A 14,037-nucleotide genomic window follows, 5' to 3' on the forward strand; every position below is an offset into this window, starting at 1 on the left:
GGGGCGCGCGCCGGGCCGGGGCCGCCGGCGCTGCCCCCCGCCCCCGGCGGGGGCCCCCCCCCCGCCCCCCGCCGCGCCCCCCCCCCCCCCCCCCCCCCCCCCCCCCCCCCCCCCCCCCCCCACCCCTCGTCGCGTTCCCCGGGCCCGCGGACTCCCCCCCGGGGCGGCCGCCGGTCCGCACGCGCGGGCGGAGCGGCCGACGGTCGCGTACTGGCGTACGAGAAGGATCCGGACAACCGTGCCGCGGTCCGCGACCGCACCCCGCCGACGCGATCCGGGCCACGACACCGGCCGCGCGTCCGTCGAACCGGCCGTTCCCCGGCGCCGTTCCGAGGGCTCGCCGCACATCAGCTCCGTGCGCGCGGGCCCGGCCGGCCCCGACCGCCACCACGCGCCCCCGGTCGGCGCCCCGACGGGCAACTGCACGCCGGGGCGCGGCACTTCAGGGTCCGATCGTGCCGTCGAAGGGTCCGGGCGGGGTGTCCCGCCCCGTGATCGGCCCTTTCACCCCGTGCGAAGGGGCGGCGGCGCCAGGCGCGCGACGGCTCGCGCGGTGGCGCGAAGTGTAACCCTCACACTCCCTCGAAGTGACAGCGATGTGACGGGTCCATGAAACGGTTTGCCGAACATGCGTAGGGTGCAAACAACTCAACAGAAGCGGCGGGCCGGAAATCCGCACGGTTCGCGGACCGACGACGCGAGGGAGGGAGCCGGAGCGATGGGCGACCACAAAGAACAGCCCCTTCGGGTGGGTGCGGCCGTACGGCGACGGCGCCGGGCACTGCGGCTCACCCTCGCCGTCGTGGCCGAACGCAGCGGCCTGTCGGTGCCCTTTCTCAGCCAGGTGGAGAACGAGCGGGCCCGGCCCAGCCGAAGTTCCCTGGAGCGGGTCGCCGACGCCCTCGGCACCACGGCCGTCGACCTGCTCGCCGCCGCCGACCCGGCGTGCAGTGTCGACGTCGTGCGCGCCGACGCCGGGGCCGAGTTCACTCCCGGAGCCCACGCACGCCCCCTGGTGCGCGGTCACCACCAGCTGCACGCCACCGAGTTCACCGGCGACCACGAGGAAGCCCGCGAACTCCAGCACCGGAACGACAAGTTGATGTACGTCGCCGACGGCGGTGTCGAGGTCGAGGCGGAGGGGCGTGCCCATCGGCTGGGGCGGGGCGACACGCTCTACCTCACGGGCGGTGTGCGGCACCGCTGGCGCGCCACCGTGCCGGACACCCGGGTCGTCGTCGTGGAGGTCGCCGACCACATCGACGCGGTGGAGGACCGGCACACCTTCGGCAAGCGCTGAGGACACGCGGACGACAGGGTCGGCCCGGGCGGACGAGGGCGGCTCGGGAGAGGATGGCGGGAGACAGGACGGCGAGGGAGAGGCGGACGGCCGTGCGGGTGGTGTCCCTCGTGCCCTCGCTGACGGAGGCCGTGGCCGTGTCCGTGCCCGCCGTCCTGGTCGGCGCGACCGACTGGTGCAGCCACCCCGCGGACCTGGACGTCGTCCGGATCGGGGGAACCAAGAACCCCGACGTCGATGCCGTCCTGCGGCTGGGGCCCGATCTCGTCGTCGCCAACGAGGAGGAGAACCGGGAGCCCGATCTGGCCGCCCTGCGGGAGGCGGGGATCGAGGTGCTGGTCACCGAGGTGCGGGACGTGCCCGGTGCCTTTCGCGAGCTGGACCGGGTGCTCGCCGCCTGCGGCGCGCGCGCCCGTCCGCGCTGGCTGGACGCGGCGGAGGCCGCCTGGGCCGAGCCGGCCGCCCCCGCCCGCCGCAGGACCGCGATCGTGCCGGTGTGGCGCCGGCCCTGGATGGTGCTGGGCCGGGACACCTTCGCCGGAGACGTGCTCGCCCGGCTGGGCGTCGACAACGTCTACGCGCGCCACGAGGACCGCTATCCCCGCGTCCCGCTCACCGAGCTGACCGCGGCGGCCCCCGATCTCGTCGTGCTGCCCGACGAGCCGTACCGCTTCACCGCCGACGACGGGCCGGAATCCTTCACGGGGATTCCCTGCGCCCTGGTCGACGGCCGCATGCTGACCTGGTACGGACCGTCACTGGCCGAGGCACCGGCGCGGCTCGGGGAAGCATTGCGGACAGCGGTGCCGTGACCGGAGGCTCAGCCGACGGAGCCGTCCGGGCCGCCGGACCGTGGTTCCCTGCGGGGGAGTTCCGGTCCGGCGGCGGGGTCCGTTCAGTGCTCGGGCCCCTCGGTCGCCAGCAGTTCCCGGAGTTCGTCCAGCGCCTCCCGGAGCCGGTCGGCGAAGGTCCGCATCTGCTCGGCGACCGCCGACGGCGTGCTCAGGTAGAGGTTGAACCGGTCGGGAAGCAGCACGTAGGCCACACCGATGCACTGGCTGCTGGTCGACCCGAAGCCGAAGTACTGGATGTTGACGGACGGCGCGGAACTCGTGCTCAGGTAGTCGTCCCGCATGGTCAGCCAGCCCGGCGTCCGGTACAGCGCGGGCTGCTCGGTCACCCCGAGCTCGGCCCCCCGCCGGCGCTGGATCAGCTCCAGCTCCCACAGGTGCTGCTCCGGCACCTGTCCGGCCTGGCACGCCTTCGCGCGCGCCACATGGGCCTGGGTGGCCGCCCGGAACGCGGAGCGCCGGGCGTCCGCGTCCGCCGCCGGATCCTCCATCGCCGCCACGAAGGCCACCATCTCGGGGGTGACCACGCGCATCGCCTCGGTCCGCCCGTGCCGGTACTGCCGGGTGGCGATCGACTCGTACGTGGCGCCCAGGTGCCCCTTGGCGCGCTGGTGGGCGAGCTGGTAGGCGGCCTGGACGAACGCGTCCGGCGAGACCCCCAACGCCTTGGCCGCGCCGCTGCCGAAGTCCGCGAACGACAACGTGCTGGTCGCGGTGTTCTCCCCGTACGCCGTGAACGCCTCGGCGGCGGAGCGCGCCAGGTCCCGCAGCGCGTCGTCCAGTGCGAACACGATCGGTTCCATCGCCGGCAGCCCCTGGGAGCGGGCTCCGGACTGCCGGGACTGCTCCTCGGCCGGGGTGTCGAGCAGGGCGTCGGTGAAGGTGAGGATCGTGGTCCCGTCCAGCTCGCAGTGCTCGACGTTGATGCCCGCCCGTCCGTCGGCGAAGACCACGAACGACACGGCCTTGTCGAACCAGCGGTTGCCGCGGTCGCCGTACAGCAGCTGGTCACAGGCGTCCTGGACGTCCGCGGGGGCGAAGTCCTCCAGAGCGACGCAGAACAGCGCGGTCTCGACATCGTCAAGGGCTTCGGCGTTGCGGGGATGGCAGGCGAGAAGGGACTCCCGGGCGGCCGCCCACTCCGCGCGGGCCATGGTGGTGAGGTGGCCCACCGAGGTGTCCGCGCCGGCCGGGTCGGCCTTCATCACGGCGCGCAGCCCCGCCTCGATGTCATCCAGGCTGTGCGGGACACCGTCCGGACCCAGCACGTCCAGCCGGAACATGCCGCCCCGGAAGAACACCACGACGTGCCGCGCCTCGGACGGGCCGGGCCACTCCTCGGTGTGGGGGGCGCGGACGGTGTCCTGCCGCGCGCCGGGGATACGCGTGCTGGAGAACAGGAACTTGTTCTGCACCATCGACTGAGGCACCCCGCGCTGCACCACCGGCGGGATCAGCCCCTGATCGAGCTGCCGCTTGTAGTTGAGGGCCCCGGCGACGAGCCCGGCCGCCCGCTCCACCTGCGCCTGGCCGGAGTCCTTGAACAGGAAGAAGAAGTTGGCGTTGAGGGCGATCCGGTCCCGGCGGCCCAGGTACCGGTACGGCCAGAAGTCGTCGAGCCAGCTGTGCACGCCCTCCGTGGCGTCGTACTCCTCCAGCGCGGCATGCAGCACCCGGCCCGGGCCACCGGGCCGGAGGAAGGCGGCCACCTCCGCCTCGGTCGCCGACCGCTCGTCGGCGGTCAGCAGCGGCGTGCACCAGGCGAGAAACCTCTCGCAGCTCGCGTCCGGCGTAGGCAGCGGCACGCGCGGGAGGCTGTCCTCCTGGGCGAAGGTCGTGTTGTCTGACGCGTCCTGACTGGTCTTCAACTCTGCTCTCGATTCGGATCGTCGGTACCTGTGCGCGGACCTGTGATGTCGTTGTGCGGCCGGGAAAGGTAGAGCTGTGCGTACAGCCAGCCTTCCGCCTCCAGGCCCCGCGGATCCACCCCCGCGGCCGACATGCTGTCGAGCACGAGCGCCTGCTCCTGCGGGGAGGCGAACCGCCGCTGTCTGAACACCTCGTCGACGCGGACGGTCCGGTAGCCCAGCCCCGCCAACGCGCGCTCGACGGGGTCGAACGGGAACATCCGCAGCACGAAGTGCGCCATCCAGGGCCGGTGGACGCCCTGCGCCCGGACGACTCGCGTGAGCGTCCGCTCGGTGACGTAGCCGACGCAGCCCGTAGAGATCACCAGGTCCGTACCCGAGAGCTCGGCGCGCTGTCGCGGTGTGGGCTCGTGCCGCTCCAGGTCGGCGTGCACCACGGCGTCGAGGAACCCGGCCTCGAGCGCGTAGGACAGCGCGCTGCCGGAGGTGTCGAGGCCGACGAAGCGGATGGCCCGCGGGGGCCGGCGTGACCGGGCCAGCTCCCGGTCGCGGGCCAGCAGAGCCTCGCGGCTCTCACTCGCGCGCTCCTCGTCGCCGTAGCGCGCGTACAGCTCGTCCATGGTCGCGTCGTACTTCAGCAGGGCGGCGTTGATCCCGTACGAGCAGCCGATGTCCAGCACCTTCGGTACCGCGACGCGCCGGGACTCCCGGTACTCCTTGATGAACTTGGCGAAGTAGGGCTTGGCCTGCTGGGGAACGCCGTAGTCGAGCGGGCGCAGCGCCCTGAAATAGGTTCGCGGATCGGGCTGGTCGTAGATGTGGTCGAGTGAGACTTTTCCGGTCGCGTCGAAACGCACAGGGCTTGCTCCTCCGTGGATCGCGCAGGGGGAAGGAGAGGAAAGGAGAGGAAGGAGGGGGAGGGAGAAGAAGGGAAAAGTGAGGGGGAAGGACCGCGGCGACCCGCGCTTTCTCGCCGTCCGCTAGTCCAGGAGCCGGTCGCCGCGGACCGCCCTGCCCTCGGCCGCCAGATGCTCGGGCAGCACCCGGCCGAAGAGCTGCCGGGTCCGTTCCACGCTCCCGATGACGCCGGGGCGCTCGCTGTAGGCGAATATCGCGGAGTGGCGCGCGACCTCGCCGCGCACCGGGCTCACCCGGTGCAGCGAGTAGCGCCCTTTGAACAACTGCAGGTCACCCGGTTGGAGGGGGAGACGCCGGGTCAACCGCTCGCCCCGGCCGTCCACCACGTCCCGGACGTCGTCGAAATTCTCGTCCTGCGCGGTCCGGATGTTCGGGCAGTACTCGAAGACACCGCCGTCCTGCGCCTGCTGGGTGAGCATGCTCACGGTGAACTCGTTGGTGTCGAAGTGCCAGGGGTGCTCCATGCCCGGCGCGACGACGTTGAGCACCAGCCCGGAGAGCGGGTCCGCCAGCTCGTGCAGTTCCGGCAGTTCGAAACAGAGGGCGATGAAGTGCCGGAACGCCGGGTCGGAGTAGAGCCGGCTGATGAGGGAGCCGGCGGGGATGCGGTCCCGCGCCACGAACGCGTTGCCCCGCTCGAAGGTCCTCCGGCCGGGATGGTCCTCCGGCAGCGCCGAGTCCACCGCGATGTTGTAGACGTTCACCGTCTCGACGTCGTGGTGCGCCCGGGGGGCGATGGCCGAGCACTCCTGCCGCAGCACATCGCGCAGCGACGGGCGGACGAAGTCCGGCAGCACGGTGCAGCCGGACGCCGACAGGTCGCGCCGGGCACGGGAGACCACGGCCCGTCCCCGGGCGCTCGCGAGTTCCGACAGGGGATAGCGGGCCGTGTCCACCAACTGATCAAGCGTCAGGGATTCCGAAGAACGCATTCGATCCTCTCCACATGCGGGGCCGCCCCTCCCGTCGGTTCCTCGCCGGCCCGCGGTTCCACCGCTTGCGCACGCGCGGGACGACCGGCGCGCTCCGTGCGGTCGGCCGGACCTCACACGCGCCTCTTCAGTAACTCGGCTGGCAGGAAGGGCACTTGAAGTTCCCACAGCGGCGCGGTGTTGTCTGTGACGCGTCACACTGCCCCACTGTGAGCAGGTCCTGGTCACCGACGTATACGTTCCACCCGGACCGGCGTGGTAAAGCGCGACGGCATCCGCCCGGAACTCGGACGAGCATGCCGACGCCCCCGACGGGAAACCCCGCCCTTCGGATTCTCATCGTCCGAAGGGCGGGGCGTCGTCCAAGGCGTGGCGAGGCGGCCGCGGGAGACTACGTTCGTGAGGGCGCCGCGAGCAGCTTGCCGCCGATCAGGCCGTGGGCCGTGCGGACGGCGGCCACCGACCAGGCGGTCACCAGCAGGACGTACAGGGCGACGGCGAGCACCTCGAAGGCGGCCAGTCCGGTGTGCCGGGCCAGGCCCTCCGCGCCGGTCACACAGGTGCCCACCGGGAAGGTGAACGCCCACCAGGTCATCGCGAAACCCATGCCCTGGCGGCGGGCCCGTACGACCATCGCGACGGCCAGCGCGAGCCACAGCAGCGCGAAGCCCAGCACGGGGACGCCGTAGAGCACGGCCAGGAGCGCGAAGCCCTGGTCGTAGGGGGCGGACATCACACCGGGTGCGGCGTCCGCGAACTTGCCCACCGCGGTCGTCGACTGGCCCAGCGGGCCGAGCACGAGGAACAGGGTCGGGGTGAGCGCGAGCGGCAGCGGACCCGCGGTGACGAGCCGGGCGAAGATGACCGGCAGCATCACGAACGTGGCCAGCAGGCTGATCCCGAACATCGCGACGCAGGCGAGGAGCAGGGTCTCCCGGGGCTGTCCGGCCGGCAGGTGCGGAACGAGGAGGGGGCCGACGGCGGCCGACACCATGGGGGCGACGATCGGCAGCAGCCACACGGGGGACGCCTGTCCGGGCTCTATCCGATGCCGGACGACCATGAGGTACGGGACGGCCACGGCGGCGACGAGTCCGATCAGCGTCCCGGCGGTGAACAGGACGGTGTCCACGGCGACGGCCGCCGGTGTCCCGATCCAGTCCCGGCCGACCAGGAGGGTGCCGCCGCCCACGGCGAGCAGGGCCATCGAGAGGCAGCCGTAGAAGGGGGCCACGGCCGGGTCGAGGAGGTGGGCGCGGGCCTGGTCGCGGTGGTGCGTCCAGTGCAGGGCGCGGGCGGCGAGCAGCGACACCAGCAGGGTGAGCGAGAGGGCCCACACGAGGGTGCAGGCGGTGCGCAGGCCCGGCACGTCGGCGGGGAGCCCGGCCCCCGCCGTGGCCACGATGGCGGTGCCCATCACGGAGGCGTACCAGTTCGGACCGAGATGCCGGACGGCGGCGACGGCGCGGTTTCCCGGGACACGGGGGGTCTTCGTGTCGGGGACGGTTCCCGCCTGATGGGCGGACAGGGGCTGGGCTGCGGTGACCATGACACCACGGTCGCGCCGCCGCGGGTTCCCCACCAGGGAGTGCGCGCCTATGACGGCATAAGCTGGCTTTATGAGCAGCAGCGCTGAGGATCGCCATGAGTAGCGGTGCTGAGGATCGGCCCGGCGCCGGGATCGCGCACCGGGTACCCGATCTGGGCGCGCTGGAACTGCTGCTGGCGGTGGCGCGCCTCGGCAGCCTCGGGCGTGCCGCCCGTGAGGTGGGGATCACCCAGCCGGCGGCCAGCAGCCGTATCCGTTCCATGGAGCGGCTGCTCGGGGTGGCGCTAGTCGACCGTTCGCCGCGCGGGTCCCGGCTCACCCGTGAGGGGGCGCTCGTCACGGACTGGGCCCGTCGGGTGGTGGACGCGGCCGAGGCGTTCGACGCGGGGGCGCAGGCCCTGCGCGACCGGCGCGACTCCCGGCTGCGGGTGGCCGCGAGCATGACCATCGCCGAGTACCTGCTGCCCGGCTGGCTGATCGCCCTGCGCGCCCAGCGTCCCGACACGGCCGTGTCACTGCTCGCCGGGAACTCCGCCGGCGTCGCCGAGCGGCTGCTGACGGGTGAGGCGGACCTTGGGTTCGTCGAGGGGCTCTCGGTGCCGGCCGGTCTCGACGCCACCGTCATCGCGCACGACCGGCTGATCGTGGTGACGGCGCCCGGACATCCCTGGGCGCGGCGCCGGGCGCCCCTGGCGGCGGCGGAGCTGGCGGCCACGCCGCTCATCCTGCGCGAGGAGGGGTCCGGCACGCGTCAGGTACTCGACTCCGCGCTCGGAGGGCTCGCGCGCCCGCTGATCGAGCTGTCGTCGACGACGGCGGTCAAGGCCTCCGCCGTCAGCGGCGCGGGACCCGCCGTGCTCAGCGAGCTCGCCCTGGGTGAGGAGCTGTCCGCACACCGCCTGGTGGGCATCCCGCTCGCCGACGTGCAGCTCACCCGCGCCCTGCGGGCCGTCTGGCCGACGGGGCACCGGCCCACGGGCCCGGCCCGTGACCTGCTGTCCCTGACCCGGGGGGCGTAGCGGGCAGACTTGTCTCGCCCCCTCCGCCCCTGCCCGTCCCGTACCCGGGGCTCCGCCCCGGACCCCGCTCCTCGATCGCCGGAGGGGCTGGGTTTTCCTGTCCGGCGCCGGAAAGTTTCAGCCCGTCCGGCGATTGAGGACGAGGCCGTCAGGCCGAAGCGGGGGGCTGGGGGCGGCAGCCCCCAGGTACGGGACGGGAAGGGGCGGAGGGGGCGAGAAACGTCGGTGCGAGGCCCGGACCGCTCAGGACGCCGCCGCGACCAGGCCCCGCATGACCCGCAGGTCGTCTCCCATCTCCGGGTGCCACTGGACTCCCAGGACCCAGGCGGGGCCGGGGAGTTCGACCGCCTCCACGGTGCCGTCGGCCGCGTGCGCCGAGGCCAGCAGGCCCGCACCGAGGCGGTCCACCGCCTGATGGTGGTAGGTCGGCACGGCGCACGGCTCCGGTACGAGACCGGCGTACCGCGTCCCCGGTACGGGTGTCACCTCGTGGTGTCCGACGACGCCGGTGTCCTTCACGTGCCCGTCGAGGTGCTGGACGAGCGTGCCGCCGAGGAACACGTTCAGGAGCTGGTGGCCCCGGCAGATGCCGAGCAGCGGGGTTCCGGAGTCCAGCGCGGCCCGGATCAGGGCGAGTTCCCAGACGTCGCGCTCGGGAGCGGGCGGGCCCGTACGCGGTGAACGCTCGGCACCGTACCGGGCGGGATCGACATCGGGGCCGCCCGCGACGACCACCGCGTCGAGCCGGGCGACGGTCTCGCGCGCCAGCGCCGGATCGTCCGGCGGCAGCATCACGGTGAGTCCGCCCGCCCGCTGCACGAGCCGCGGATAGCCGGCCGGCAGCAGCGCGGCCTCCAGCTCCCACACGCCCCAGCGTGCCCCGGCCTCCAGATACGTACTCACACCGACCAGCGGCCTGCCCACGCGCTACTCCCTCGGATCCGGGTCGCCACGGCGCCCATGAACGGCGACGCCAATGGAAAGATCTCATACCTTTACGGAACGAGGGGCGCGACGCGGGACTCCACGCGGCGCCCCCTCCCGCGCCGGGACCGCGCGCCCCGCTCACACCGGGAACCGTGCCCCGCTCACACCGGGAACCGTGCCCCGCTCATGCCAGGAACCCCCGCAGCAGGGCCGCCGTGCCCGCGCAGTGCTCCCGCATCATCTCCCGTGCCCCGTCCGCGTCCCCGTCGAGCACCGCCTCGACGATCGCGGTGTGCTGGCGCTGCGAGTGCTCCAGGTTGCGGACGAGCAGCGGGATGCAGTCGAGCAGGTCGTTGACCCCGGCGCGGACGGCCGCGTACCGCTCCGTGAGGGAAGGGGAGCCGCACAACTCCGCGAGGGTGAGGTGGAGCCTGGTGTCCAGGCGCCGGTAGTCGGCCAGCGGGGCGTCGTCCGTGCGCTCCAGCGCCTCGCGCAGGCGCCCGGCCTGCTCCGCGTCGAGCCCGTGTGCCGCGCACAGCCCGGCCGCGCCCACCTCCAGGACCTCACGGAAACGCAGCACGTCCTCGATGTCGACCGCGGCCACCCGGCGGCGCAGCTCGTGCTCGCCCGGTGTGTCGGTGCGCGCCAGCACGAAGGTGCCGCCGTACCGGCCGCGCCGCGACTCGACCAGACCCTGGTCCTGGAGCACCTTCAGGACCTCGCGCAGCGTCACCCGGCTGATGCCGAGCCGCTCGGCCAACTCCCGCTCCGAGGGCAGCCGTCCACCGCCCGGCACCAGGCCGAGCCGGACGATCTGGAGGATCTGCTCCAGCGCCTCCTCGAAGCCGTTGCCCGCCCGCACCGGCCGCAGGACCGGCGTCAGCCGGTCGTCCGTACCGCGGTCGGGTTGCGCCCGCGTCATCAGGTCGCGCCCCCTTCCCAAGCAATGGTTCTCCGCAATACCTTATGGCCCTCGGCTGACCCAAGGAGGCTTTTCCGGTGGCAGACCGCACACCCCCGCTCTCCGTCGACGAACTGCGCGTCCTCGTCGAGGCCGGTGACATCGACACGGTCGTCCTGGCCTTCCCCGACATGCAGGGGCGGCTCCAGGGCAAGCGGTTCGCCGCGGCCTTCTTCCTCGACGAGGTCCTGGAGCACGGGACGGAGGGCTGCAACTACCTCCTCGCCGTCGACACCGACATGAACACCGTCGACGGATACGCCATGTCCTCCTGGGACCGGGGCTACGGCGACTTCGCCATGCACCCCGATCTCACGACCCTGCGACGCGTGCCCTGGAACGCCGGCACGGCCATGCTCATCGCCGACCTCGCCTGGAACGACGGCTCCCCGGTCGTCGCCGCGCCCCGCCAGATCCTGCGTCGCCAGCTCGAACGCCTCGCCGCGCTCGGCCACACCGCCCAGGTCGGCACCGAGCTGGAGTTCATCGTCTTCAAGGACACCTACGAACAGGCCTGGGACAGCGGCTACCGCGGGCTCACCCCGGCCAACCAGTACAACATCGACTACTCGGTCCTCGGCACCGGACGCATAGAGCCCCTGCTGCGCCGCATCCGCAACGAGATGCAGACCGCGGGCCTGACCGTCGAGTCCGCCAAGGGCGAGTGCAACCCCGGCCAGCACGAGATCGCCTTCAAGTACGACGAAGCCCTCGTCACCTGCGACCAGCACGCGATCTACAAGACCGGCGCCAAGGAGATCGCCTCCCAGGAGGGCGTCTCGCTCACCTTCATGGCCAAGTACAACGAGCGCGAGGGCAACTCCTGCCACATCCACCTCTCCCTGGCCGACGCCGACGGAACCAACGTGATGGCCGGTTCCGCCGAGGACCCGGGCGGCATGTCGGAGGTCATGCGCCACTTCCTCGCCGGACAGCTGGCCGCCCTGCGCGACTTCTCCCTCCTCTACGCGCCCAACATCAACTCCTACAAGCGGTTCCAGCCCGGCTCCTTCGCCCCGACCGCCGTCGCCTGGGGCCATGACAACCGCACCTGCGCGCTCCGTGTCGTCGGCCACGGCCGCTCGATGCGCTTCGAGAACCGGCTGCCCGGCGGCGACGTCAACCCGCACCTGGCCGTCGCCGGCCTCGTGGCGGCCGGCCTGTACGGCATCGAGCGGAAGCTGGAGCTGCCCGAGGCGTGCTCGGGCAACGCCTACACCGCCGAGTACGCGCACGTCCCCACCACCCTGCGCGAGGCCGCCGAGCTCTGGGAGAACAGCCCGATCGCCCGGGCCGCCTTCGGTGACGAGGTGGTCGAGCACTACCGCAACATGGCGCGCGTCGAACTGGAGGCCTTCGACGCCGCGGTGACCGACTGGGAGCTGCGCCGCTCCTTCGAACGCATGTGAGGACCCCCTTGCCGCACCCGCACGCATCGCAGCCACCCGCATCGCACCCGTACACCTCACCCCCGTACGACCACGAACTCCGGGTGCTCGACCCGGCCACCGAGGAGGTCGTCGCCACCGTCCCGGCCGCCACCGCCCAGGACGTGGCGGACGCCGTCGTCCGGGCCGGCCGGGCACAGGCCGGCTGGGCCGCCCTCGCGCCCGCCGACCGGGCCAGGCTGCTGCGCCGCTTCGCCGCCGTCGTCGACGGCCACATCGAGGAACTGGCCCGCCTGGAGGTCCGCGAGGCCGGACACACCCTCGGCAACGCCCGCTGGGAGGCGGGCAACGTCCGTGATCTGCTCGACTACGCCGCCGGGGGAGTGGAGCGGCTGACCGGCCGTCAGATCCCCGTCCCCGGCGGCCTCGACATCACCCTTCTCGAACCGCTCGGCGTCGTCGGCGTCATCGCGCCCTGGAACTTCCCGATGCCCATCGCCGCCTGGGGCACCGCACCCGCCCTCGCCGCGGGCAACGCCGTCATCCTCAAACCCGCCGAGACGACCCCGCTCACGGCACTGCGACTGGCCGAACTCGCCCTGGAGGCGGGCCTGCCCGAGCACCTCTTCCAGGTGCTGCCCGGCGCCGGTCCCGTGGCGGGCGACGCGCTCGTCGCACACCCCGGCGTCGCGAAGATCGTCTTCACCGGATCGACCGCCGTCGGCAAGCAGGTGCTGGCGAAGGGCTCCGCCCTCCTCAAGCGCGTCACCCTCGAACTCGGCGGCAAGAGCCCCAACATCGTCTTCGCCGACGCCGACATCGAGGCCGCCGCGGCCGCCGCCCCCATGTCCTTCCTCGACAACTCCGGCCAGGACTGCTGCGCCCGCACCCGCATCCTCGTCCAGCGTTCCGTCCACGACCGCTTCCTCGAACTCCTCGCCCCGGCCGTCGAGTCCGTCGTCGTCGGCGATCCCTCCGACGAGCGGACCCAGATGGGCCCGCTGATCTCCAGGGCTCAGCTGGAACGCGTACGGTCCTACGTCGACGCCGACGCGCCCGGCATCCGGGGCAAGGCCCCCGAGGGTCCCGGCTTCTGGTTCGCTCCCACCGTCCTCACCGGCGTCGGCCCCGGCGCGCCCGTGGCGGTCGAGGAGGTCTTCGGCCCCGTCGCCGTCGTGCTGCCCTTCGAGGACGAGGCCGACGCGATCCGGCTCGCCAACGCCACCGACTACGGCCTGTCCGGCTCCATCTGGACCCGCGACGTCGGCCGCGCCCTGCGGGTCTCCCAGGCCGTCCGGGCCGGCAACCTGTCCGTCAACTCCCACTCCAGCGTCCGTTATTGGACCCCCTTCGGCGGCTTCAAGCAGTCGGGAATCGGCCGCGAACTCGGCCCGGACGCCCTCACCGCCTTCACCGAGACCAAGAACGTCTTCATCAGCACGGAGGGTCCCGCACAGTGACTTCAGACACCCCCGAGATCATCTGCCGCCGCCTGGTGGGCCGCACCGCCGTCATCACCGGCGCCGCCAGCGGCATCGGCCTCGCCACCGCGCGCCGGCTCGCCTCCGAGGGAGCCCACGTCGTCTGCGGCGACATCGACGAACAGCACGGGAAGGCCGTGGCCGCGGAGGTCGGCGGCACCTTCGCCAAGGTCGACGTGACCGACCCCGAACAGGTCGAGGCCCTCTTCAGGACGGCGTACGACACCTACGGCTCGGTCGACATCGCCTTCAACAACGCGGGCATCTCGCCGCCCGACGACGACTCCATCCTGGACACGGGACTGGAGGCCTGGAAGCGCGTCCAGGAGGTCAACCTCACCTCCGTCTACCTGTGCTGCAAGGCCGCCATCCCCTACATGCGCCGCCAGGGCAGGGGCTCCATCATCAACACCGCCTCCTTCGTGGCCCGCATGGGCGCGGCGACGTCCCAGATCTCGTACACGGCCTCCAAGGGCGGTGTCCTGGCCATGTCCCGTGAACTGGGCGTCCAGTTCGCCCGGGAGGGCATCCGGGTCAACGCCCTGTGCCCCGGACCGGTCAACACCCCACTGCTCCAGGAGCTGTTCGCCAAGGACCCCGAGCGGGCCGCGCGCCGGCTCGTGCACATCCCGGTCGGGCGGTTCGCCGAGGCGGACGAGATCGCGGCGGCCGTCGCGTTCCTCGCCAGCGACGACTCCTCCTTCGTGAACGCCACCGACTTCCTTGTGGACGGGGGCATTTCAGGCGCGTACGTCACACCGCTGTAGCCCGCGCGCCAACGGCCCGCGGGTGAGGGGGCGGCCCCGTGCCCGATCCCGCGGACCCGTTGTACCGCTCGTTCCG

The 14,037-nt window shown here is 72.7% G+C and carries 12 protein-coding genes; 6 read left to right on the plus strand and 6 right to left on the minus strand.

Going from position 1 to position 14,037, the window contains the following annotated elements:
- Positions 1-718: 718 nt before the first annotated feature.
- Together ACFYW9_RS33015 and ACFYW9_RS33020 are read left to right on the plus strand one after the other, a co-directional pair.
- On the plus strand, positions 719-1,300 hold the full coding sequence (locus ACFYW9_RS33015; protein ID WP_328454303.1) for an XRE family transcriptional regulator: 582 nt from the start codon (positions 719-721) through the stop codon (positions 1,298-1,300).
- 92 nt (positions 1,301-1,392) lie between these two features.
- A complete protein-coding gene (locus ACFYW9_RS33020; RefSeq protein WP_389158240.1) occupies positions 1,393-2,112 on the plus strand; it encodes a helical backbone metal receptor in 720 nt (239 codons plus the stop codon).
- 83 nt (positions 2,113-2,195) lie between these two features.
- Here the strand turns inward: ACFYW9_RS33020 and ACFYW9_RS33025 are convergent, their stop codons facing one another.
- The 4 genes from ACFYW9_RS33025 to ACFYW9_RS33040 form a co-directional block, all read right to left on the minus strand.
- The gene (locus ACFYW9_RS33025) at positions 2,196-4,019 is read right to left on the minus strand and encodes a choline/carnitine O-acyltransferase (protein WP_389158243.1); all 1,824 of its coding nucleotides are present in this window, start codon (positions 4,017-4,019) and stop codon (positions 2,196-2,198) included.
- A complete protein-coding gene (locus ACFYW9_RS33030; protein WP_389158246.1) occupies positions 4,016-4,876 on the minus strand; it encodes a class I SAM-dependent methyltransferase in 861 nt (286 codons plus the stop codon). Before ACFYW9_RS33030 ends, ACFYW9_RS33025 begins: the two co-directional genes overlap by 4 nt.
- A 123-nt stretch (positions 4,877-4,999) precedes the next feature.
- Positions 5,000-5,869, minus strand: a complete 870-nt coding sequence (locus ACFYW9_RS33035; protein WP_389158248.1) for an arpA protein — start codon at positions 5,867-5,869, stop codon at positions 5,000-5,002.
- 391 nt (positions 5,870-6,260) lie between these two features.
- Positions 6,261-7,418: a TDT family transporter gene (locus tag ACFYW9_RS33040; RefSeq protein WP_389158251.1), complete on the minus strand. Its 1,158-nt coding sequence runs from the start codon at positions 7,416-7,418 to the stop codon at positions 6,261-6,263.
- Between the two features lie 95 nt (positions 7,419-7,513).
- Here ACFYW9_RS33040 and ACFYW9_RS33045 point away from each other — a divergent pair, with 95 nt between their 5' ends.
- Positions 7,514-8,437, plus strand: a complete 924-nt coding sequence (locus tag ACFYW9_RS33045) for a LysR family transcriptional regulator (RefSeq protein ID WP_351862389.1) — start codon at positions 7,514-7,516, stop codon at positions 8,435-8,437.
- 243 nt (positions 8,438-8,680) lie between these two features.
- On the opposite strand, the gene ACFYW9_RS33050 is transcribed toward ACFYW9_RS33045, so the two are convergent.
- Both ACFYW9_RS33050 and ACFYW9_RS33055 read right to left on the minus strand, forming a co-directional pair.
- Positions 8,681-9,361, minus strand: coding sequence for a gamma-glutamyl-gamma-aminobutyrate hydrolase family protein (locus ACFYW9_RS33050; protein ID WP_389158255.1), 681 nt, complete (start codon positions 9,359-9,361; stop codon positions 8,681-8,683).
- A gap of 187 nt (positions 9,362-9,548) precedes the next feature.
- Positions 9,549-10,286 carry an FCD domain-containing protein gene (locus tag ACFYW9_RS33055; RefSeq protein ID WP_351862391.1) on the minus strand — a complete coding sequence of 246 codons (738 nt, stop codon included), beginning with the start codon at positions 10,284-10,286 and terminating at the stop codon, positions 9,549-9,551.
- 77 nt (positions 10,287-10,363) lie between these two features.
- Here ACFYW9_RS33055 and ACFYW9_RS33060 point away from each other — a divergent pair, with 77 nt between their 5' ends.
- The 3 genes from ACFYW9_RS33060 (at position 10,364) to ACFYW9_RS33070 (ending at position 13,961) form a co-directional block, all read left to right on the plus strand.
- On the plus strand, positions 10,364-11,734 hold the full coding sequence (locus ACFYW9_RS33060; RefSeq protein ID WP_389158259.1) for a glutamine synthetase family protein: 1,371 nt from the start codon (positions 10,364-10,366) through the stop codon (positions 11,732-11,734).
- Positions 11,735-11,817: 83 nt separating this feature from the next.
- Positions 11,818-13,173 (plus strand): aldehyde dehydrogenase family protein, encoded by a 1,356-nt coding sequence (locus ACFYW9_RS33065; protein ID WP_389158402.1) that lies wholly within the window; start codon positions 11,818-11,820, stop codon positions 13,171-13,173.
- The gene (locus ACFYW9_RS33070) at positions 13,170-13,961 is read left to right on the plus strand and encodes a 3-oxoacyl-ACP reductase (RefSeq protein WP_389158262.1); all 792 of its coding nucleotides are present in this window, start codon (positions 13,170-13,172) and stop codon (positions 13,959-13,961) included. The genes ACFYW9_RS33065 and ACFYW9_RS33070 overlap by 4 nt, the downstream gene beginning before the upstream one ends.
- Positions 13,962-14,037: the final 76 nt, after the last annotated feature.

This window comes from Streptomyces sp. NPDC002698 (assembly GCF_042888945.1).
Classification (GTDB): domain Bacteria; phylum Actinomycetota; class Actinomycetes; order Streptomycetales; family Streptomycetaceae; genus Streptomyces.

Bases quoted from the DNA above. Each gene is read 5' to 3' on its own strand.
- ACFYW9_RS33055 (WP_351862391.1), bottom strand. From the start codon at position 10,286: ATGACGCGGGCGCAACCCGACCGCGGTACGGACGACCGGCTGACGCCG.
- ACFYW9_RS33040 (WP_389158251.1), bottom strand. From the start codon at position 7,418: ATGGTCACCGCAGCCCAGCCCCTGTCCGCCCATCAGGCGGGAACCGTC.
- ACFYW9_RS33035 (WP_389158248.1), bottom strand. From the start codon at position 5,869: ATGCGTTCTTCGGAATCCCTGACGCTTGATCAGTTGGTGGACACGGCC.
- ACFYW9_RS33045 (WP_351862389.1), top strand. From the start codon at position 7,514: ATGAGTAGCGGTGCTGAGGATCGGCCCGGCGCCGGGATCGCGCACCGG.
- ACFYW9_RS33015 (WP_328454303.1), top strand. From the start codon at position 719: ATGGGCGACCACAAAGAACAGCCCCTTCGGGTGGGTGCGGCCGTACGG.